Origin of the sequence: Prevotella sp. E9-3 (assembly GCF_022024015.1) — a bacterium.
In the GTDB taxonomy this organism is placed as follows: Bacteria; Bacteroidota; Bacteroidia; order Bacteroidales; family Bacteroidaceae; genus Prevotella.
The window spans coordinates 1,682,529-1,704,593 of record NZ_CP091786.1; the positions used below are offsets into that span (position 1 = coordinate 1,682,529).

Annotated in this window: 17 protein-coding genes; 3 read left to right on the forward strand and 14 right to left on the reverse strand. The window is 41.0% G+C overall.

The window, feature by feature from the left end; genetic code table 11:
• Positions 1-124: 124 nt before the first annotated feature.
• The 9 genes from L6475_RS06140 to L6475_RS06180 form a co-directional block, all read right to left on the reverse strand.
• On the reverse strand, positions 125-1,357 hold the full coding sequence (locus tag L6475_RS06140; RefSeq protein WP_237823620.1) for a nuclear transport factor 2 family protein: 1,233 nt from the start codon (positions 1,355-1,357) through the stop codon (positions 125-127).
• 24 nt (positions 1,358-1,381) lie between these two features.
• Positions 1,382-1,675 (reverse strand): helix-turn-helix domain-containing protein, encoded by a 294-nt coding sequence (locus tag L6475_RS06145; RefSeq protein ID WP_237823622.1) that lies wholly within the window; start codon positions 1,673-1,675, stop codon positions 1,382-1,384.
• Between the two features lie 10 nt (positions 1,676-1,685).
• Complete coding sequence (locus tag L6475_RS06150) at positions 1,686-3,305, reverse strand: RNA-binding domain-containing protein (RefSeq protein WP_237823625.1); 1,620 nt, start codon at positions 3,303-3,305, stop codon at positions 1,686-1,688.
• 83 nt (positions 3,306-3,388) lie between these two features.
• The gene (locus tag L6475_RS06155; protein WP_237823629.1) at positions 3,389-3,862 is read right to left on the reverse strand and encodes a hypothetical protein; all 474 of its coding nucleotides are present in this window, start codon (positions 3,860-3,862) and stop codon (positions 3,389-3,391) included.
• A gap of 5 nt (positions 3,863-3,867) precedes the next feature.
• Positions 3,868-4,920 (reverse strand): DUF1848 domain-containing protein, encoded by a 1,053-nt coding sequence (locus L6475_RS06160; protein WP_237823632.1) that lies wholly within the window; start codon positions 4,918-4,920, stop codon positions 3,868-3,870.
• Entirely contained in the window at positions 4,910-7,333 is a 2,424-nt protein-coding gene (locus L6475_RS06165; RefSeq protein WP_237823634.1) for a hypothetical protein, read from the reverse strand. The genes L6475_RS06160 and L6475_RS06165 overlap by 11 nt, the downstream gene beginning before the upstream one ends.
• 12 nt (positions 7,334-7,345) lie before the next feature.
• Positions 7,346-8,377 (reverse strand): ATP-binding domain-containing protein, encoded by a 1,032-nt coding sequence (locus tag L6475_RS06170; RefSeq protein ID WP_103914999.1) that lies wholly within the window; start codon positions 8,375-8,377, stop codon positions 7,346-7,348.
• 12 nt (positions 8,378-8,389) lie between these two features.
• The gene (locus L6475_RS06175) at positions 8,390-10,501 is read right to left on the reverse strand and encodes an NERD domain-containing protein (protein WP_237823637.1); all 2,112 of its coding nucleotides are present in this window, start codon (positions 10,499-10,501) and stop codon (positions 8,390-8,392) included.
• 58 nt (positions 10,502-10,559) lie between these two features.
• Positions 10,560-11,165, reverse strand: coding sequence for a hypothetical protein (locus L6475_RS06180; protein ID WP_237823640.1), 606 nt, complete (start codon positions 11,163-11,165; stop codon positions 10,560-10,562).
• Positions 11,166-11,345: 180 nt separating this feature from the next.
• Here L6475_RS06180 and L6475_RS06185 point away from each other — a divergent pair, with 180 nt between their 5' ends.
• The 3 genes from L6475_RS06185 (at position 11,346) to trpS (ending at position 15,842) form a co-directional block, all read left to right on the forward strand.
• Positions 11,346-11,750 (forward strand): hypothetical protein, encoded by a 405-nt coding sequence (locus L6475_RS06185; protein WP_237823643.1) that lies wholly within the window; start codon positions 11,346-11,348, stop codon positions 11,748-11,750.
• Between the two features lie 591 nt (positions 11,751-12,341).
• Positions 12,342-14,672 carry a mechanosensitive ion channel family protein gene (locus L6475_RS06190; RefSeq protein ID WP_237823646.1) on the forward strand — a complete coding sequence of 777 codons (2,331 nt, stop codon included), beginning with the start codon at positions 12,342-12,344 and terminating at the stop codon, positions 14,670-14,672.
• A 78-nt stretch (positions 14,673-14,750) separates the two neighbouring features.
• Positions 14,751-15,842, forward strand: coding sequence for a tryptophan--tRNA ligase (trpS, locus tag L6475_RS06195; protein WP_237823649.1), 1,092 nt, complete (start codon positions 14,751-14,753; stop codon positions 15,840-15,842).
• Here trpS and L6475_RS06200 read toward each other — a convergent pair.
• The 5 genes from L6475_RS06200 to L6475_RS06220 form a co-directional block, all read right to left on the reverse strand.
• A complete protein-coding gene (locus L6475_RS06200) occupies positions 15,805-16,566 on the reverse strand; it encodes an ATP-binding protein (RefSeq protein WP_237823651.1) in 762 nt (253 codons plus the stop codon). The two genes, trpS and L6475_RS06200, sit on opposite strands and share 38 nt — an antisense overlap.
• A 132-nt stretch (positions 16,567-16,698) precedes the next feature.
• Positions 16,699-17,001 (reverse strand): STAS domain-containing protein, encoded by a 303-nt coding sequence (locus L6475_RS06205; RefSeq protein ID WP_237823653.1) that lies wholly within the window; start codon positions 16,999-17,001, stop codon positions 16,699-16,701.
• 12 nt (positions 17,002-17,013) lie between these two features.
• Positions 17,014-19,248 carry a SpoIIE family protein phosphatase gene (locus tag L6475_RS06210; protein ID WP_237823655.1) on the reverse strand — a complete coding sequence of 745 codons (2,235 nt, stop codon included), beginning with the start codon at positions 19,246-19,248 and terminating at the stop codon, positions 17,014-17,016.
• A gap of 6 nt (positions 19,249-19,254) precedes the next feature.
• A complete protein-coding gene (locus L6475_RS06215; protein WP_237823657.1) occupies positions 19,255-20,316 on the reverse strand; it encodes a GTP pyrophosphokinase family protein in 1,062 nt (353 codons plus the stop codon).
• A gap of 5 nt (positions 20,317-20,321) precedes the next feature.
• Entirely contained in the window at positions 20,322-22,007 is a 1,686-nt protein-coding gene (locus L6475_RS06220) for a mechanosensitive ion channel family protein (protein ID WP_237823659.1), read from the reverse strand.
• Positions 22,008-22,065 lie beyond the last annotated feature (58 nt).

Genomic DNA, 22,065 nt, shown 5'->3' on the forward strand with positions numbered 1-22,065 from the left:
AAAAGAGCACCCGACTCTGAGCCACCGCCTGTTTCGTGGCTCGTTGTCGGGTATAAAGGTATAACTTTATTTTGAAACAGCCAATAACTATTCACAAATAATAACGGGTACGTTTTCATTGGATTTACTCCCAATTTACCAAGTCGCGTGGCAATGTTATTTTCTTAGCCTCCCCACGCTCACCTGTTACGAAATAGTTTTTAGCAAGTGACTCATCGAATTCTTTCACGAATGCTGAGCGGATGCGGGCACACTTCTCGTTAATCGAATTGAGCAATGGATTTGTCACGTCTTCTATACTCTGAATCGTCCTTTTGTTCAACTCCATTGGCTTCAGTTTTTTATAGATGTCCAACATCTCCTCTCTGTAGTCTGTCAATCCCTTGAACAAAATACCTTCTGGATGCTTCAAGAACAGCAAATATACTGCTTTCACAAGCGGTTCCATCTTTACCTCAATGTCATTGTAATCTGGCAATAGGATTCGATAGTCTTTAGTTATAATCAGCCTACTGAGTTGAGCCTTTGTCTTAAACAAGCCTCTGAACGTCCATTCGTTGATGCCCTTGTTTCTTAACTTCTGCACTCTTACGTCCATGTCCTCCAGCAGCGTCAGACTCACAAATTCGTGATCCTCGTTGAGTGCTAAAATGCAGGGTATATGGTCGTTCTCCTTGCATTCTGCTATCAGTCCATTGTATTCCGAGTACATCACGAATCGGCACTTTTTGTCATCAAAGCTATGAATCTCCACTAAAACATCATACGATAGCCCGTCACAGGAGAACGACAATTGGCAACACGAATTCCTTAATTCATATTGCGTAGCCCATATTATAGGTTTATCACCCAGTTCTGTCTTTACGAAATTCTCTATGGCTGCCACAGCGGCTGCTTGCTCATGCTGCGATGTCTGGTGTACGACTCCAAAAGGCGAAGAGCCACCGAACTGTTTCGACCACCAGTATCCAGAAGGTGTTACCTCAATTTCCTTGATAAGACCATCCTCTATTTTCAAGCGATGCATCATATCTTGATACTCGCCATCGACAGTAATAATAGCAACAGAGCGGTCGCCACTTCCATCAACGTCTGCCCTATAACTTCGCTTTGAGTATTGAAGAGAATCGAAAACTTGGCTCATCAGTTTTAGGAAATTGACCTTTCCGTTAATGACTCTGTAAGGTACACCGCCTTTCCAAACCATATCCTCATCGAGATAGGGTTCAACGAAGCTCATATCCAGCCTGTTCCAACACAAACAGATTAGTTCTGCGGCCTGTCGGTATGAGGACAGCTTACCAGGATTCTTTTCCTGAGCAGCGTTTCTATTGATGATGTAATCGTAAAAATCCATAGCCCACCACTATTTATCACCAAATCATTCCACTTCTGCCTCTATCTCTTTCTGAGCATAGATTACAGCGTCATGTTTTACCTCGTCTTCACCATCAACGGTATCCAGTACCTTGTCTGCCAACCAGATAGTCAGTAGTTCTTTCTCGTCGATTTCCAGTAATCTGGCCATAATAGGTATATGACTCCGTTTGGCCTTTCTTTCTCCACGCTCTATCTTGCTATACATTGGCGTGTCTATATCCAGCGCAGCCGCAAGTTTCCGCTGCACCATCCCATGCTCTTCTCTGAGTTCTTTTATCTTCTTACCGAATATCATACGTTTCCTTTTAGTCTTTTCTAACTTTTCGATACTTCTGATTCTTACTTTTGGGTTTGTCGGGTTCAGTCATCTCTAAATATCCCATCTCCAACAATGTTCTGACATACGTGGTCATATTCTTAGAATTGTTGTAGTAGCCTATGTGGTCCATGATTTCCTTTGCCGTTCTTGGAATAGCACAAAACTGGATGATGTCCTTTTGAACACTTGGCAACTGCTTATAAGGAGTGCGAACTACACGTGCTCTATCTTCGGTTTCTTCGGCTCCATCATTGTCTCTTTTTGTAGCTTTATTATTTTCTATATACTTCGAAGACAGTGAGTTATCTCTGTCTTCTTTGTCTTTTTTATCTCTGTCTTCTCTGTCACTATATCTATCATTTTTAGCTTCGGTTTCTCCTACATTTCTACGCTCCACCGTCACCACGAACTCATTAAGGGTCTCGTCGTTCACGAACTTGATGTCTGGAGTAAATTTCAAGGCTCTGGTGATGCCGCTTCCTGCACCAGTGTATGGCAACAAGTTGATACCATGATTGAACAGCAACTTGTTCCTTGGCACAGATGCGCCATGCTTAATGCTTTCCATGCTAACACCCTCTGGCAATAGTCCTGGACTGTGAATCTCAATTCTGTTGTCGAAGATGAACACCCGCAATGGTGCTTCTATCACATACGAGCGATGAAGGATGCCGTTCGTGACAATCTCAGACAGGCTGGCGGTTGAGACCTCCAACTCGCCCTGACTGTTAAAATCCTTTTCCACTTGTTTCCTGCGAAGATTCCTGGTCAGGAATGAAATGATATAGTTGTACAGGTGTACGGCATTGCCGTCAGCATCATTACCACTCTTATCTCGGAACTCGGTGCCTCCGATGCTGTTTCCTATAAAACTGACACATCTCACGGTGAAGGCTGGCAACCAGCGTTGAGGGTAACTTCCCATCAGCATCAAGGCAGCCACTGTCAATGTGCCGTCCTCCATAACCAAACCATTGTTCTTCAAGATCCCCTCTGGTGTCTGACTTAGGACATTGGCAATCTCTTCAAGGCTTCTATGCCTCAATTCCGTTATTGACAACTGCTGCCGCTCAAAATCACTACGGAACCTGTTGAGCAAATAGTCACGCAAGGTGTTCTCATCCAAATCCTTGATACTGGTGCCATTCACAGGCATGCTGTCAGGATGCATTTGTCCGTTCTCCATCAGCATGGCTATCAGTTCCGCGTTGTCAAAAACCTTGCGTTTGTCAGCCCCTTGCTTCACCCATACAATTCCCTTGCTGTCACGATAAGGTTTGTTCTTTCCTTGTTTGACGGTAGCCACCACAATGATACCGCCCTGCATCTGAACATTCTCGATGTCAAGCAAAATTTGTGGAACGACACCTTCCGATGCCAGACTCCCCAACAAGTTCGTCGTCTCTTGCACCTCAACAAACGAGAGCGGATTGATGCGCCCCGTCTTGTCATCAATACCCACTACAATCATTCCGCCACGAGAATTGCTCTGTGCCACCATCTCGCAACTCACGTCATACTTGTTATCGCGAGTTACACGCTCCTTGAACTGTACTCGTGTCTGTTCTGCCGTATCCCTCAGCCTCAGTATGTCTTCTTTCGTCATATCTTGTATTCCTTTATTTCTGGTAACGTTTCTGATCTTTGTCACATTACGTTTTCAACTGTCCTACTTTTCCTTTTTTAGGGTTAATCTTTAAAAATCTTGTAAGAGTAAGGATTAGACAATTGTTGTAAATTCAAGTCCGTGATCCACCAACCATTCTCCTGAAACTCCTTGTTGAAATATTCTTGAAACGCTTTTCTTGCCATGACAAACGAATAAGCGTCGGTAACATGAGGTCTGCAATTTGCTTCTGTATAATGATGAACGTATTTTTCACCTATTGCTGCATATTCCCTCAAATTAAGGCAGTCACGCAAAGCATCTAATTGAAAAATAGTCATACTGCCAGGAATAGATGGAACAAAGTACTCACCTTCCCCTATTTTGATAGTATCACACTCCTTCTTCACGTTGCGAAACTTATCGTCGTCCAAGTCAGAAACAACCCTTATTGCCCATAAGTATGCTGCTACTGAAATAGCATCTATTTCATCCTCAACGCCAATGCAGCCATACATCTCGTCAACAGAAAAGAGTTCTAATTGCTTGTTCGCCATATTAATCATCCTATTATACTCTCACTTTCATCATTGTGCTTATCTTTATTCTTCAGCACCAGCTCTTTGCTAGTGTTGGCATAGCAATACACACAGAAGTGACGGCAAGTATTATACATACCAATGTCCTTACTAACCATGCACCCACAAACTTTCCGCTGACCTGTGTCTTTGACGTTCTTCGTTTTGTTGGGAATAGGTGGAATCTCGCCAAACATATCCTTTTCAGGCCACTTCAAAGTATGCAGGTAGTAGACCAACTCTTTGTCATCTGCAAAGATACGCTTCATCAACTCACCGTCGATGCAACGATTATGCTCAATCCCATATGCTTCCAAATCTATGTCTTCTGCACATGTCGCCATCTCAACATCCCAGCCCTCTTTATGCCATGCTTCGCGAATCTTCTTTAGGCCTTCAACTATTTCAATTCGTTGGGCATAATTGGCTTCAGCGTTTTCGACATTTTCTTTTGTAAAGAGCATTGTCTCCTTTACGAGGTTATTCTGAACTTTACGATATACCTTTACATCCACAAAGCTAAACACTAACTTGTCAGTATATCCCTTCAGTTTGTCACCAACATTCCATATTCTTGTCAACAACTCTCTCGGTCCTATGTTTGGTGTAATAATGACTGGATCAAATCGCCATATCACCTTTTCCTTGCCAATATAATTCGACAAAGTTTTAAATGTTTCCACACGTTTTTCAACAGAAGGAACATTCGGTTCTAATCCTTCTTGCTCATAGTCATTAAGTGTCACCTGAAAGTAATAATGTATTCCTCTCTTGTCTAGTTCTGGCAGATAAGGAATGATTGGAGCAGGATTCTTTGTCCAGAACACAATAACCTTGCAATTCTTGAACGATACATACATTGGCTGCTGGTTGAAGGGATTGTACCATACACAATAGCCTTTAGCCAAGCGGTTGAAAAACCACTTGGCATAAAAGGCTGGTATGTCTGTAGAGCGGCTGGCAGATATGATGACTGGTGCAGTTGCTTCTACCTTTTCGCCTTTGTCTGTTGTTATGTTATGCTTATCAGATACCATAGAAACTCAAAAGTTCTTTTTCTATTTGTTCCGCTAATTGTGTTGTAAAAACGTTATATAATGAGGTTCTCTTTGGTGAATCGCCTCTACCTTCTTTCTTGCAAAGATTTATAAAGAATCTAATATGTTCACGTCTGTCATCTTTATAGTTCATCCCTGTAAATTTCCAGTTCTGCTCAAGTCGTCTGAATACCTCTGGCAACAATTGGATCAAAGATGGTAGCTCGGGTAATGTTTCATTTGACATAGAATTAACAGACTGTCCTTTGAATGAAGCCTTTGGTTGATGGCTTTGACTATCAAATAGTGACTTTTCTTTGGGCGTTGTTTCTATATGATTCGTTTTCAACATCTTAACAATGTTTCTATATGTAGATGAAGATTTATCCAATATGTTATCTAAAATAAATAAAAAGGCATCGGCATCTTGTCTTTTTGCTTCAAGCTCTATCACTTTATTAATTTTCTCAATTGTTTCCTGTCTTTGAGCCCTGGCTTTGGGTAGTGATGATTCAATTATGGAATAAATACGTTCTCTAAATTCATCTTCAGAATACTTGGTATTATCATCTTCGAAATTGGCTGCCTTTAATGCTTTATACACTTTAGTTCCTTTTCCTAAAACATTATCTGCTATGCACATAAAAGCCTTGGGACTTTGCACAGCATCCTCTAGTTCCAGTGCTTGACTCACGGCACTAATAACCTGAGTTTGTTTCGATGGCTTTGTCTCTATCTTGCTAATATTTCCCATAATGGTTGACCCAATATTGCTTTCACGAATCTCGAAAGAATTGGCTTGTGTTGGAAATTCCGCATTTAAGATACTAACGCCAAACAACTGTTGATAAGCATTCAGAACAAAACTCTTATAATAGTCTCTATCTCCGTTTATTAGCGTAGAAGTAAACGTTTTGGGCAAAGAAGCAAAACCACGTGTTGCGCCATACAAGCCGAATGCCAGACGGTAGTTGTTAAATCCGCATTGTACGAGATATTCAGACAGTCGATCTATATTGTCACCCTTTTGGCAGAACGCCGCAAAGGAGTTTAATACATCATTGTCTATTGAATACAAGTCAAAAGCGGAACTCTCCTGCAGATGGCTTAACAGGGCATTAATATAATTAGCCCATTTGGAGTCATTCCATTTATCTCCTAATATCCGTTGGAGGATTTTACCTCCATTGTAGGCAATTGCCAAGGGTTCGTCAATCCCATTCTCGTTCTTTACAGCTTCATACTCATTGCCTATTTGAGAATTGAGCAAACTGTCATAGAATTCGGGTTTAACCGTTTTGTCGAGCACATTCACGCTGCCATCATGGCTAATTCGGACGAGTTCTTTGACTTCATTCTTCTGGCCTTCGGATATGCTCCTAAGTTCTATCTTCCTTACAACAGAATTCAAGCTGTCTATGGCAGTATTATATGATTCAGGAGAATAAAACTCCACACACCTCCACAAGTCGTTGGCATCGTATACTCTTCTCAAATGCAGTTTTGAGCAGAATTCCGTATAGATATCAAGTGATTCCAACAAAGCAATAACGTCTTGTTTCTCCAATTTCAAGGGGTTTCTACTAAGCCGCATATCTATGATATTGGCATTATAGAGGGCATCTTCATCAATGGAAGAATAAATGCGGTTAAAATCTTTGATGTCTTTTGTTAGGGATTCATCTTGCAAATCAGAAGGTGTATGCGTTGGTGAATTTACGATAGCAGAAAGTGTATTACGCATCCTTCTAGCCAGCGACTTCAATTCTGCCACATCCGAACTAACGGTCATGTTGGCCCCAATCAAATAGCAATAGACAAATCCTCTAATACGGTCTATCTTCCTGTCTTGTTCTATATTTGATATGTTAGCGTCTATCTCTGTTGGCAAATAAGAAGAATCCCATTCGAACTCATCACTGTCATTCTTTGTAAAGAGGTCTTTGACATTGTCAAAGAAACCTCTCTTCGTCTGAGGTTTGACAACAAGGTTTGCACTATAAAGTTTCTCGAACTTGTTTTCTATACTTTGAGCAGCCTTGGTTAATACGCCTTGCCGTTCCACATAACTATCGAAGTAAATCTTGGTATGAAAAGGATTCAGATATATCGTGGAAGCAGAAACATATACTTCAACTCCAGAATTGGTGCCTTGTTTCGTGATAATTCCGGAAGGATAATCATCACTATCAATTTCAATAACCATCGGATAATTCTCAATTTCTGAATCCTCCACATCATACCGAGGATATTTGGAATAGAGAAGAACCACATCGTCGAGGCTGTTGGCTTCGACAGAATAAAACCTCTTGTTGCCGAATCCTCTTCTTTGGTAGAATACCTTAGGAGAAATAGATTCAGTAGAGAATATATTGTTGAAATTCAACGTGCATGTTGGAATATATAACTTCATGATGCTAAAAAATTAGAGTTTAAGTTTAGGACCGGCTACAACAAGAGAGGTGTCGTACAAATCTCTTGGTACATCATCGAATAAACTTGAAAGATTGCCAGAGTGCAATATATATAAAGATTGGTATGTACGTGTAACTGCAACATAAAGCGGATTTCTGTTGTCGTCATCTTCAACTGTACAATCAGGTAAAAAAACATTTTCAAATTGAAGACCTTTAGAACTATGATAAGTCATCAATTTGGGATTGTCCGATGTAAAATCCAAATCCATATGTTTTCCAAATTTAGCTTCTACATTTAGACCATGTTCTTGAAAGTAGTTGTACGCCTCTTCAACTTCATCATTTTGCCTAAAAAGAATACCGACATCTTCCATGTGTTTGTTCTGAATCAATTCTATAATAGCGTCGTATTGTTTTTCGACAGTTGGATATTCAAGGATTTTAGGCTTTTCCGTGCCTTCTACTGTACAACGTTCTTCTAGTTCATCATTTTCAGAATTAATGTACTGGGCAACGCGTGCTATCTTTTTGGGAAGGCGATGATTAAAGACCAACTGCTCAACTGGGAATTTTGTGAAATACTGTATGTCTTCCATTGATACAGTTTTCTTATCTTGGATAAATGTATATAACTGTTGAGCAGAGTCGCCATATAGCAATAATGCTTTTCTTGCTTTCGACTTAAATAACTCAATATCCTCTTTCGAAAAGTCCTGCGCTTCATCAACAATAATATAGTCTGCGCTAGGGCATCCTGCACGATTTACCCAATGCCAATGATAATCTACATTACGTTGTGAAATCCCCACCTCTTTAATTCCGTCAGCCATATATTGCATTAGAGCTTTGGTAAATACAATATACATATATGATCCACGATGCTCATCTTGGATTTGTTTCGCTTTCCACAAAGCCAAAATGGATTTTCCACTCCCAGCACAGCCCTTAACAATATAAGAGTTGTCTGTTTTCTTATTGATTACCTTAACTTGATAGTCGTCAAGTTCTGAGTCTTTTACATAAAAACTTCTTTTTGCCATAGAATTGTAGTTTTATGTTATTATGTTATATGAATCAATTACTTTGGTTCCTTCATATGATTTCGGGCATAATGATGATTCTTCATTTTGCTTATATTTCTGAGGATGAATTATATGAGAATAACCTTTTAATAATGTATTGTCTGGAATAAAAATGTCTTTAGTATCCTTCTTACAAATAATACGATAACAAACTCTGCTCTCATCACCACTTTTTCTTGAGTGACTAACATTAAATGTTTGTTGCATAAAACATGCTTCCCTGCAATCGCGCCAATTGTTGCATGCTAATGGAAGAAGTGTTGCATAGTCTTTATGACACGATACGAATCTATTAAGACCTTGGGTCATGAGTTGCGGATAGAAAAGGTTTGAATGTTCATCTTTCGTCGTAACATCTAACATATAAATGAGGCCGTCTTCAGCTAAAAGTTTAGATAAGCTTTCGACTATTTTATAATAGCAATTTCCTTCAATGATTCTTCTTGATATAAGTTCGCATGCCATCTTGCTATTCAAGATAAAATGGCATTCAGGTACATTTGAAATTTGCAAATCATTTTTGTTTTGAATCGTTCTCTCTACACATGAAAGTGATATATTATGACGCACATTAGATGATGAAAGCTCAACTAATTCTTTCAAAGTAGTCAGTGCTTTACGATTACCATCTATTGCTATAATATTTGTTGTTTTATAATCTGTCAAATGTTTTGAGAGGGCGACCACTAACCCAATTAACTCTCCGCCTGTACCACATCCAAAGTCAAGGATGTTAATTTCTGGTTGTTGTTTCAAGACTTCCAGATATTGACGAGATTTGAACAAATCATCAAAAATACAAAAAGATTCTGCATAGCTCCGAGGAAAGTATGTTCCTAAATAAACTTTAATATCTTCAGAGTCCGTGTCTAAATTATATTCAAATTTTTTGTATTCTGGAGAATAGATGGCTCCGAGATTATTAAATAAAGCAAGATCAAGCCAGTGCGGAATAATTGTTTTAGATTTATGGAACTTAACGGAACCATTATCTGTGGCTGAATGATCCATTTTATCATAAACGATTTTAGACCGTTCGGTATTCTTTTGTAACTCATCTATCGTATCACCATCTTGCCAACAAATAACATCAGGGTTTATTGCTTTTACTTCATGATTAATAAATTTGCTGAGTTTTGAGCAATGAGTTCCTATCCCAGTTGACTCAACCTTAACCAAATACTTATTATGTATAGTAATGCCATATTTTGCAAGTTTCGACTGTAAAGAAATGCCTTCCCACACTGTAACAACAGCATCAGAGAGTTTTAAGACAGAAGATAGTATCTGTTTTACAAAACCTTTAAGGGCGGCGCTCTCTTCAGTTTGTATTTCTTGTTCATTGACTACATCTCCTTCTTGAAGATCTATATGCTCTTGTTTGTCATCTTGCGATATTTCTTTTTGTTTGATGGAATTGTGAGAATGTCCTTCGTATATTTTTATATCTTCAAAAACAGATAGTTGTTCTGGAGATGTTGTTGGTTTATCATAATTGGCATTGCTGAACTCAGCCAGATAGAAAGAGTTGAGGTTTAACAATTCGGCAAGATTCACAATACCCAAAGGATCAAAATCTGTATGGGGACAAGTAATATCGTCCAGTTTCTCTATAAAATGTTCGTTGTCAGTTATATGAAGCCAAGATTTTGTAGTGGCACAAAGCAGGTTTTCCAGCTTAATGGGCTGATTAAATATCACCAAAGTCGGTACATCTTTTATGTTCTTGCTATTCACTCCTAAAGCTTTGAGTTCTTTTTTGACAATTGAGTGATTTATTCTTGCTTGTTGCAATACTGTCTTTCGTGAACCACCTTTTATGATTTGTCCGTCGCATTTCCATTCACCATTTTCTGTGGCAACAATAGTTCCACCATAGTTTTTGAATTCGATAGCAATAATAGCGTCCTTCTTTATAAACAAAGCATCTAATTCACATCCTATGTTATAGTTACCAGCAAACACACAGAAATCATTCGAATTCTCATAGTGAGCCTTTAGCTTCTCACAAAGAAAACGGAACTGTTCTCTTTCTGCAGTATTGTCGAAATTGCCGACTCTAAATGCTAATAATCCTCCCATATAAGACCTTTTTCAATATTATTTGGTCGTTCTATTATTTGTATTGTATACAAATACTCTATCCCTTATTTTCTACTATATCACGGATCTCTTTCAATAGATTTCTAAATTGATCCCGTTCCTGCATTAAAAGATGATTAGAAAAAGTAAAATTCTCTATTTCTTTCTCCAATTTCAATATTTTCTCATCTTTACTGAAGAGATCTACAATAAGATTAATTTCTTTTTCTGATTTTACATTCTTAATCCTATTATACAATTCCCAAATTTGAGGGAGATGCAAATCCCAAGGGGCATCACACCAATACAAGTGAGAGCCATTATAATCTAAGCTCATTACTTGGTTTGCAAAGCTACCCCATGCATTAATATCTAGCGAATAGCCATTGTCTAAATTACTACCACATACGCATCCTTCTGTATTGATATACTCGACAAAATACCATGAGTACCAATTAGAAATGGCAATCTGACTTCTGTGATGAATTAAAATACACTGTTCGGCGTTACGCAATATATGTGGTGTTGTCGAACAACGTACTTCATTATTGTCAAAAATAGCGGCATACAGAGTCCCTTCATATCGTTCTCCAGAACCCGTATGAGTCTCTTTGTATCTGTTTACACAGAATGTTGAAAGTTCTACAAAATCTATTTTGTCCATATGTTACAGTTTTTAGATGTCTCTTTTCTGATTTGCCAAATTCTGACCACAAAGATACGAATTATTTCCCAATGATATGCATAAAAATCTGAAAAAGTTATCATCGCAAGCCTTGTGAAAGTCTTTTTATTTGGATAAATCGAGGTAATTGCCTACTTTTGCAAAAAATAATAGAAATCTATGGCTACACATGAACAAATTGAAGCACTGAAGATTGACGAGAACGTCTTCGAATTGGCTGAGGACACAGAGCTGGAGTATTTGGTTCATTTTGCAGCTCCATTTACGGGAGCGGACAAATGTGTTATCCCAAAGGGAACTGCTTTTGCGCCACATTCGCCCATGCGAGGTGATGCCTTATATATGCATTTTGTTGATGGAGATAGAGATGCGTTGTTCGCAAGGATGGAGGCCCATGTGAAAGACAAGTATGAAGATCTTTTCACCCGACTGCAAGGTTTCTCCTTCTTTATTACCGAAGAACAACTCAAAACACTACCACTCAAATTTCGCACAGGTAGTGCTGAACGACTTTTGGAAATAATGTGCCAGTTACGCTCCCCTGTTTATCCTATTTTTCCATAGAGGTAAATCGTCTGACTTTCTAGCAGAACTTCAGATGCAATTAATAGGGAGCCTGTCATCAATTGAACAGGCTCCCATTATCATCATTTGGTAACGCCTCCTTTGATGGTAATCCTACCCATGATAGGAACAATCCCATCTTTCTCCTTTCCCTTGTTCGCGTAGAAAAAAAACAGTCAGTTTGAATTGCGTCATTCTGCTTTTTCCGTACCCTCGGAATTAGAAAAGTTAAATTGTCTAATGCGGGTTAAACGGGTTCTTGCTTCTGGCAAGCGGCTTGGCCGAGTCCGATTTAGAGACCTAACTCTTGCGCCAATCCGCATCAAGTTGCATTTTCACTTCGTTCCTAAACCCCTCGGTTTTCCTCGCATTGCCCTTTATTTACGCGTTTTCTGCGTTAATCTTCCAAAATCCGTCTTTCGTTACAGACTTTTTTTGTAACTTTGGTTGACGCCGAAGTTCTTGGACGAGCCAAGCGAAATAAGTTTCGAGTCCTGCCTCTCGGAAATGAAAAGAAAAGCAAGCATTTCTTTTGCATTTCACTCGACTTTTCGTAACTTTGCAGGCCGAAAGAAATATTAACCAATTAACATGATGAAACGACTCCTTTTGCTGCTTGCTCTGGTTGGCATGATGTGCCCAAAGGCAATGGCAGTACTGAAAGAAGAGAATCTGGACGAGACGCTTGGCGTCCTCAGATTGGAACTGGTGAAACGATATAACGAGGTGAATGGGCAGATTGCTGAACGTCGCCTTCAGAATAAAGCCATTCTGAATGAACTGATGGAAATGATGCGTCGGTCTAACCAGAATGCACTGATGCTTTACTCTCAGAACACCAATTATGTGTTTGATATGACTTATGCCTGTCATGAGGCTACCGAACAATATCAGCAGTTTCAGCGACAGCAGTTGCCATTCAAACAGTTCCTTGAAAGTCATGATGCTGAAATAGCCAAGTTCGACAGCTTGATAGTGAGTTTGAAGCAGATGCCAGTACGTCTGCTCAGCCAACGGGCAAAGGTCGATCGTTCTGTATGTCTCACACTTGCCATTAATATTCGTTCTTCGCTGGAAGAGAATCGTGCTCAGACAGCTGACTATATACGCTATTATGAAATGAGCGAAAATCGTCTGCGCTATCTGAACGACTATGCACAGGACCGTTATAACGAGATACAGCGCAATATCTTTATGAACGGTAGTACAAACTACCTGTCGGTGCTGAAGAATCTGACGACGAAATGGAATGAGATGATTCAGGTGATGCGAGATAAGTACAACCAGACTCCTACATCGCAATGGAGCAGTACCATTATCTTTGGCTTGTTCCTGGTTATTTTCTTCTACTTTATTGTCGCTTCCATACTGAACCAGTTGGTCATCCGCTTTTTTGTACCTAAACGCCTTCGTTCTGAAGAGTTCTTGAAAAAGCGTAAATACATCATCATGGCCACAACAACCATTACCTTTGCGCTGATTTTAGCCTTAGGGCAAGGGTGGGGGCAGAACTTCTTTGAGATGGCTTCCGACCTGTTGATAGAATTCTCGTGGTTGTTGGGCGTAATTCTTATTTCTTTGTTGTTGCGCGTTAATGGGAAACAGATAGGCAGTGCCTTCCGTCTGTATGCACCGTTAATGGTGGTTAGCTTCCTGGTTATTGCTTTCCGTATTGTGCTTATTCCAAAAGAACTGGTCAACCTGTTTTTCCCGCCAGTACTGATGCTGGCCACATTGTGGCAATGGAGCGTGATGTTGCGCCATACGAAGAATGTGCCCCAACAGGATATGTTCTATTCTTATCTGTCGCTGGCTGTATTCATCGTTTCGATGGTATGTTCATGGATGGGCTATACACTCTTGGCAGTGCAGATACTTATTTGGTGGACCATGCAGTTGGCTTGTGTACTGACAATTACATGTATGTCAAGTTGGATGAAGCTCTATAGTGAGCGTAAGAAGTTTGACACTCGTCCCATCACAAAGTCTTGGCACTACAATTTCTTATATCATGTGATAACTCCAATCATGGGTGTCCTCTCATTGATGGTGAGTGTATATTGGGCTGCTGATGTGTTCAACCTGAGCGACCTTTGCTGGCGATTGTTCAACATGCATTTCGTTGATATGGAGAACCTGAAACTCTCTATTGTCAAATTGTCACTGGTCATCTGCCTTTGGTTCTTGTTCCGCTACATGGCCACTACACTTTTGGCATTTATGCGTATGCATTTTGAGAATAGTGATCTCTCAACTGCCGAATCGCGTGTGGTGATGAGCCGCAATATTGTACAGGTATTGGTGTGGGGCGTTTGGCTTATGCTGTCGTTGGGCATACTTCATATCTCCTTGACTTGGTTACTCGCTATTTCAGGTGGTCTCTCTACCGGTATCGGTTTTGCATCTAAGAACATCATTGAGAATATTTTCTACGGTGCATCCCTGATGACGGGCAGATTGAAAGTTGGCGACTGGATTGAAGTAGATGGAACTGTGGGTAAAGTGCAGCAGATCAGTTACACTTCGACTATTGTAGAATCGCTGGCAGGTGAGATTATTACTTTCCAGAACTCGCAATTGTTTGATAAGAACTATAAGAACCTGACACGCAACCGTGGCTATGTAGTAGTTCCTGTATTATTTGGCGTGGCTTATGGAACAGACTTGAAGCTTGTGCAGAAAGTTGTTGATGAGGCAGTGAATAGTCTTCACAACGAATGGATGGATCCCACTAAGGAATCGCATGCTATTGTAATTAATATGAATGATTCGAGCGTAGATTTCAAGATTGTGGTTTGGGCTGAGGTGGCTAAACGGGCTGCAGTGGCAAGTGATGTGTTGGCATGCATCTACGATACGCTGAATGCAAACGGTATTGAAATTCCGTTCCCACAGCGTGATATTCATATAATCCAGAATTAATATTGATACAACAGATTGAAAGGAGATAACAGTACGCTTGATTAAAAATTGAATTAGATAATAAAGTATAAAAAAGAAATGGGAAAAGTAATTCTGACGGGCGACCGTCCAACAGGTAAACTGCACTTGGGCCATTATGTAGGTTCATTGCGTCGTCGTGTGGAACTGCAGAATGCAGGCGATTACGATCGCATGTTCGTATTCATGGCCGATGTACAAGCATTGACTGATAATGCCGATAATCCTGAGAAACTGCGTCAGAGCATTGTGAACGTGGCGCTCGACTATCTTAGTGCAGGACTTGATCCAACAAAGTGTATCATCTTCATTCAGAGTCATATACCAGAACTGGCTGAACTGACCACCTACTTGATGAACCTGATAAGTGTGAGCCGAGTACAGCGTAATCCTACAGTAAAAACCGAGATTAAGATGCGTGGATTTGAGGGTGAGAGTATTCCCCTCGGATTTTTCTGCTATCCTGTAAGCCAGGCTGCCGATATCACCCTGTTCAAGGCTACTACTGTTCCTGCCGGTGAAGATCAGGAGCCCATGCTTGAGGTAACCCGCGAATTGGTGAACCGTTTTAACAATATCTATGCTCCTGTACTGGTTGAGCCACAGATTATGCTGCCCGAGAATCTTACAGCGCGTCGCCTGCCAGGTACCGATGGTAAAGAGAAAATGTCTAAGTCGTTGGGTAACTGCATTTATCTTTCAGACTCTAAGGATGAGGTTTGGCAGAAAGTACGCTCTATGTACACAGACCCCACTCACTTGAATGTGTCAGACCCCGGACATGTTGAGGGTAATGCTGTGTTCACCTATCTGGATGCTTTCTCTACTGATGAGGATTTCAAGAATTTCTGGCCTGAATACCAGAATCTTGACGAACTGAAAGAGCATTATCGCAGAGGGGGACTGGGCGATATGAAGTGTAAGAAATTCCTTAATGAAGTGCTGAACCAGTTCCTGGAACCCATGCGCTTGCGCCGACATGAACTGGAGCAGGATATTCCTGAAATATTCAATATCCTGCGTCGCGGTACAGAGCAAGCCCGTGAAGTGGCTGCCCAGACAATGGATGAGGTGCGTAAGGCTATGCGTATTGACTACTTCAACGATGAAGAGCTTATTCGTCAGCAGACTGAGCTCTTTCGCGCAAAGTAGCATTTTTCGGCATTTCGACAATAAAGCGTGCGCCTTCTGTGTAACTGGTGTCAATCCAGATATCACCACCGCATAGTTTGGTAATTGCTTTACAGATAGGGAGTCCTAGGCCATTGAGTTTGGGACTCCCTCCTATTTCTACGAAAGTATCGAAAATATGCTCCCTTAATTCAGGGGATATGCCGCAGCCCATATCAGTGACATTGAAATAGTAAATGATGAGTCTTAGGTTTGCATTTTCTTCTTTCAGAATCTTTTGTTCAAGATTCAGCTGGTCATTGCTCATTTGCATGAAAAAAGTAGCAACTAAATTCCCCTGCGACACCAGCATGATTGAGTCGTGTATTTCCTTGAACTTCGACATGTATTCATAGGCTTTCATGTTGTTGCCCATGCGATGATAGATAATTGTCATGCGTTCAGCCCGATTTTCAGGCGAAAGGTTCTCGCATTCTTGCAGCGCTTCATCGTTTTTACCAGCCATTACAAGGTTGTTGACCTCAACAATAGGTTCTATAGCTTCCAATCCTTCAGTATTTTTCAACGCTTGAAGTTCATTGTAAACACTATCAAAAAGTATCTTTTTATTCATTGAGAATGCAAACTGGCTGAGCCGATACAATGCTGCTCCTCTATGGAGAGGTGATACATTCGGTTCTTTCAAAATACGATAAGCATATTCCTGGGAAGCTTTGCTGTCCTTGTTATGATCGGCTATCTTCATAAGTTCCTGCAGGTCCTCGGCAGCACTCTCACCTGAATTTACAAAATTGTAGCCGATTACTGTGTCTAAAGTTGCAGTAATCGGCTACGTGTGGATAATCTCAGTTTATCCTACAAGTTAGTCCTTCAGGTTTTATTTGAATTCGAACAGATTGATGAAGCCTGTCATAGCAAATACAGACTTCAAGTCATCGTTTAGACCTGTCAGGAAAACTTTGCTTCCTTTAGGTTTCGCGTTTTTCAAAACGCCAAGGAACAAACGTAAGCCACTGGATGAAATATATTCCAAATGGGTGCAGTCAAGGATGATATCCTGACCTGAACATGCATTCAGGGGTTCTAAGTCCTTAGAAGTTTGCACACTTGCTGCCGTATCGAGACGGCCTTCAAAAACGGCTACCAAAGCGCCATCTTTTTCTAGAATTGTTGTCTTCATTTTGTTTGATGTTTATTTAAGTTTTTTTCTGAGTGTCAGTACATTCTTGCCTATTTTATACGTAGGATTATTGTCAACGGCTTCTTCGATGCGTTCGTAGTTGATACTATCCATCAACTGGCGGACAAGGTGAATGCCAAGACCACCGATTGGACGCTCTTCAAGACTGAGCGTGGTGTCTGTCTCCTGATGGGCAGTAGGGTCAAAAGGACTTCCGCTGTCAATAATCGTGAACTTAAGTCGCACATCGTTAGCCTGTGCCAGAATGTTGATGTCGCCAACCGTTCCTTTAGGATAGGCATAGCTCATCACATTAACAACAGCTTCCTCCATAGCAAGATTCATCTGCATGGTGGTAGCAGCATCAAAGCCAACAGCTTCACACACCTCTTCTATCCATTCTGAAAGTTGAGGAACTTGTTGAATGTCGTTTTGCAGCGTCAGACTGCGCTCAAGCCGTACGTCGAGCTGAGATTTTGTGTATTGAATAGCTAACATAGTCAAATCATCGCTTTGTTCAGCCTCGCCAACAAAACTGTGGACGGCTGAAGACATTTGTTCTATAAGTTTTTGAGGTGCATGAGTTTGTAAATCGCTAGATTCTTTCATGATTCGGCTTTCACCAAACTGTTCGTGAGCAGTGTTCTCGGCTTCTGTCAATCCATCTGTATAGAGGAAGATGGTGGACTGTGGACAGATGGGGAGTTCCTGCCCCTCGAATTTATATCCAGGAAGTGCTCCAACTGGAAGGTTGGAATGTACGGGGATTATACTGACGCTGTCACCTATAAGCAGAGGTGGACAGTGTCCGGCATTGCAATAGCGGAGTCTGCCTGTAGGAAGGTCCAATACACCAAGGAACATGGTGATAAACATGTTAGACTCATTCATTTGTGCCATCGAGTCATTGATGATTGTGACGATGCGATCGGGATTCGCTTCATGGGCAGAGACGGAACGGAATAGACTTCGTGTTACGGCCATCACCAGGGAGGCTGGTACTCCTTTTCCACTTACATCGCCAATGCAGAAGAATAGTTTCTCGTCACGGATAAAGAAGTCGTAGAGATCACCTCCCACTTCTTTTGCAGATACCAGTGAACCAAATATCTCTACATCATCGCGCTCAGGGTAGGGAGGAAAGGTCTTTGGCAACATGCCCTTTTGGATATCACTGGCAATGTGGAGTTCACTGCTGATACGTTCTTTTTCAGCATTTACTTTTTGTAGTCGTTTGGTGGCGTTGGCAGCTCCGAGAATGATAAAGCCCATTAGGCAAAGCCCGAGGAGCATTAAAAGGAATAAGTAGAAAACTACTTGGCGCAGACCTGAGAATATATCATTGTCTGAACAAACAACCGCCATTGACCAACCGGTTTCATCGTCCATCTGTGCATAGAACACATAATGCTTTTCACCATTAGCTTTATTCACTGTGGCCTGTCCGCTTTCGCCTGCAAGCATTTTCCTGTTAATCAGATTCACAATTGTGTCTTCCTCCTTTGAGGTGGCCTGTGCAATGGTTTGTCGCATCACAAGACTCTCTACAGGACAGGCCATTATCTGGCCGCTATGTGAAAGAAGCAGGTTGTAGCTGGATGGATAGAAGTGTTCGGCATTTATCAATTCTGATAACCAATTAAGTGATAAATCGGCAGTGAATACTGCTACTTTTTGTCCTGTATTATCGCAAATAGGAACACTGTAAGTAGCCATCATCATTTCACCGCCACCTTTGTCATAGTAAGGCTCACTCCAATGACAATGACCTGTTACCATGGGACTTGTGTACCATTCCATTGAATGATAGTCATATTCATCAGAACCTAATTGCTTACAGGTTGTGATGCCATCGTGCTGATAGGTATATGGAGAAAATTGTCGTCCTTTGCCCTTGTAGTAATATGGCTCAAATGCAATGGCACTTCCAACAATATACTCGTTGGAAGCTATCAGTTTCTGAGTGATGGCTAACATTGAGTCTGGGTGTGATAATTGCTGTTGAACAGTCCATGCCATGTTGTTGACAGCAACTTCCACCACGTTCATTACATTTTGTATCTCTAGCCTTTTTGCTCGCAGTTCACTCTCGGCACGATGTTGAACTTCACGGGTGATACCTTCTTTGGCAAACCAATACTGTACAGCACTGGTTCCCTCAACTAATACAGCTGCTGTGACAAGCAATGCTATATTAAATTTTGAGCGAAGTGACTCAGGTATATATTGTCTCAGTTTTTGTTTCATTTGCCGTTATTCTTGATCTTTTTGTAAAAATGTGAGCGTACGGGCTTGTTTCAATAATTCTTTTGCAAGAGAAGCATTGGCAGGATTTGGTCCGTTCAACCAATCGTATATCTGGCAGATTTCGTTCAGTTGGCCTCCATTTTTCAGTACATAAACATAGCAGAGATTCTGAATGCCGATATTCTCGGAAAGAATGTCCAAGTCAGTGGCTCCTAACTGTGCTGTAGCCAAGCGATAGGCATCGTCACTATATTCTTCAATGAGGCGGTTTACATCGCCAAGAGTTTCGAATCCTAATTTCTGAAGTACTCGTAAAAACGGCATCATTGGTACGGGGTAAAGTTCAGCCTGATTAATAGAAGCGATGCGCTGATTGAGGCGCGCAAATGGCTCCGTCTCCAGATAGCGCCGAAAGGTATCTGGACTTAGGTCAACTTCGTCAAGTTGTCCGGACACTTCTAATGCCTGCATCCTACGGCGATAATCTGTCAAAATGTTGCGCAAACGGCAGAATTCGTCATCGATAAGTTCTAACATACCTGCCAGACGGTTGAACTGACGACGATATTCCTGAGGAATCTTTACAGCACCTTTGTAGCAGGTGTCATGATCGAGAGTACTCCAAACATGCTGAAGCGCAGTACGCATTTGAATCTCGAATGAATAATTTCCTTCCTTACATATATAGTGTAGGGAATTATAACCGAAACTGTCTAGTCTGTGTAGTTTTCGCTTGTCAACAGAATTTTTCCAATCAACTTCAAAAGTCTCGCTAACAATGGCAGCAACCTTGTCCACATCAACGCTGTAAAACGTTACCACACGAAGTCCTACGATGTCAGTTATGTCTTTGATTGAACGGTACTTAGAACCTTTTAGTTCAATTTTACCTGCAAGCGATGATTCTGTCTTTACACGACAGTCTAAAGCTGTGACCTTAACGTGTTGCTCATCAAGTGCACGGCGCAGCTTTCCTTCAACTGTTTGTGCAAGTTGTTTGTAGTCCTCTAGTTGCTCATGGTATTGAGCCATGAGCATCTTGCCATGTATGTCAAGTTGATAATCCATAGGCTTTAAGACTTTTCAGTTGGTGGAATTTGTAGCTCCAAATCATTACGGTGAGCAAAGATATGGGGTGACATGATTTCTACTCCAGAAGAATGGAAACTGTCAAGGATATTCTGATGTAGTGTTGAGTAGATAGCCGATAGTTTTTCTGAGTGACGTGTATATGCGTTTATCTCGTACTCAACATAAAAATCATCTAAAGTGGTGACTAAAACGAAAGGTTGTGGTTTTTTCTCTAGTCCAGGTGTGGCTTCAGCAGCATTAAGTAGCAACTGGCGAATATGTTGCCACTGTTGGTCATAACCAATTGTAACTTTCGTATGTACCACAATTCCGTAATCATGGGCAGCTACCGTGTAGTTTGACGTCTGAGCCGACATAAGGTTGGAATTAGGTATAGTAATCACATCGTTCTTTCGTGTGCGAATACGAGTGACAAGTACTGTTTTCTCAATGACAAATCCTTCTATGTCGTTATATCGAATAAAGTCGCCAATGCGGAATGGACGCATATAGGTCATCACCATTCCAGCCATTACATTGCCAACGATGCTTGAAGAACCCAATGAAATGAGAACACCAATAAAAACTGATACTCCTTGAAATACCTCAGAATTGCTGTTGGGAAGTAATGGCCAAATCATTACGAACATGAACGAATAGAGTAGAAGACGTACGATAACATAAGTGGGTTGAGCCCAATCGGCATAGAAACCGTTTACTTTGAGGTTGCCGTTACTGATTTCACTGGTGATATAGCGTAATAGCTTTACTAAATAGCGGAAACAGACAACAATGACTATGATTTGGAACAGATTAGGAATATAACCGATAATTGATGAAAAAATACTCTTTACAGGATTCCAAATGTAGCCAAAGATGGTATAAGTGAAAGCTTCTGTTTCTGGAAAAACAGAGAACATCATGGGAATGCTGATAAACAGTTGTAAGAAGATAATAAGTGCCAACACCACCCGCATAAAGATGATGATGATGATGCCCACACGGTGTACGTTCAATAACTCGTATTCCTTGATACTGAGTGGCTTGGCTTGTTTTAGAAGCAGGCGCAGTAAGCGGAATTTCCAACGACGGAAAAGCCACATCGTTCCCTTAATAGCCAACCACTGTGCAAAGACAATGAGGAAAATAGAAAGCAATCCTAGTAATTTCTTCTGCAAACCATATTCTTCATGCAGATTCTGGATCTTCTGCTCAATAATGGTGATATATTCGTTTGCAAGTTCCTGTCGAGTGCAGGAAGCCCAGAGTCCGTCTTCGTCGCTGATGCTCATTAGTACATCACTTCCTATCATAATGTCGGTATAGAACTCGCCTTCGAAAATAGTACAGGAATCTGTAAAGAACGTCAAACGCTTGCCATGACTTACAATTTGCTTTTTGATACCCTTCACACGGTCTTCTGCAAGCATGCCTCCTTTGCGCGCATAGATAGTGAACAACGTGTCACCATCGATAACAAGTGGGGCACCGGGAGTGATATTGCGAAGCGAGTCGATTCTTGCTTTCATACGACTGCGGCGTAGCGAATCTGAACGCTGGGCTGCCCCGGTGCGTTCTAATTGTTCGCGTAGAACAATGTCGCGTAACTGCATTTCCTGCAATTGTGATTGTAATTGGCGTATGATTGAATCTGCGTTCTCTACCAATTGCTCCTGTTCTTGGGCCATTGTCTTTTGGACTATGACCATTGGTAATATAAGAAGAAATGCAAAGAGTATTCGTTTC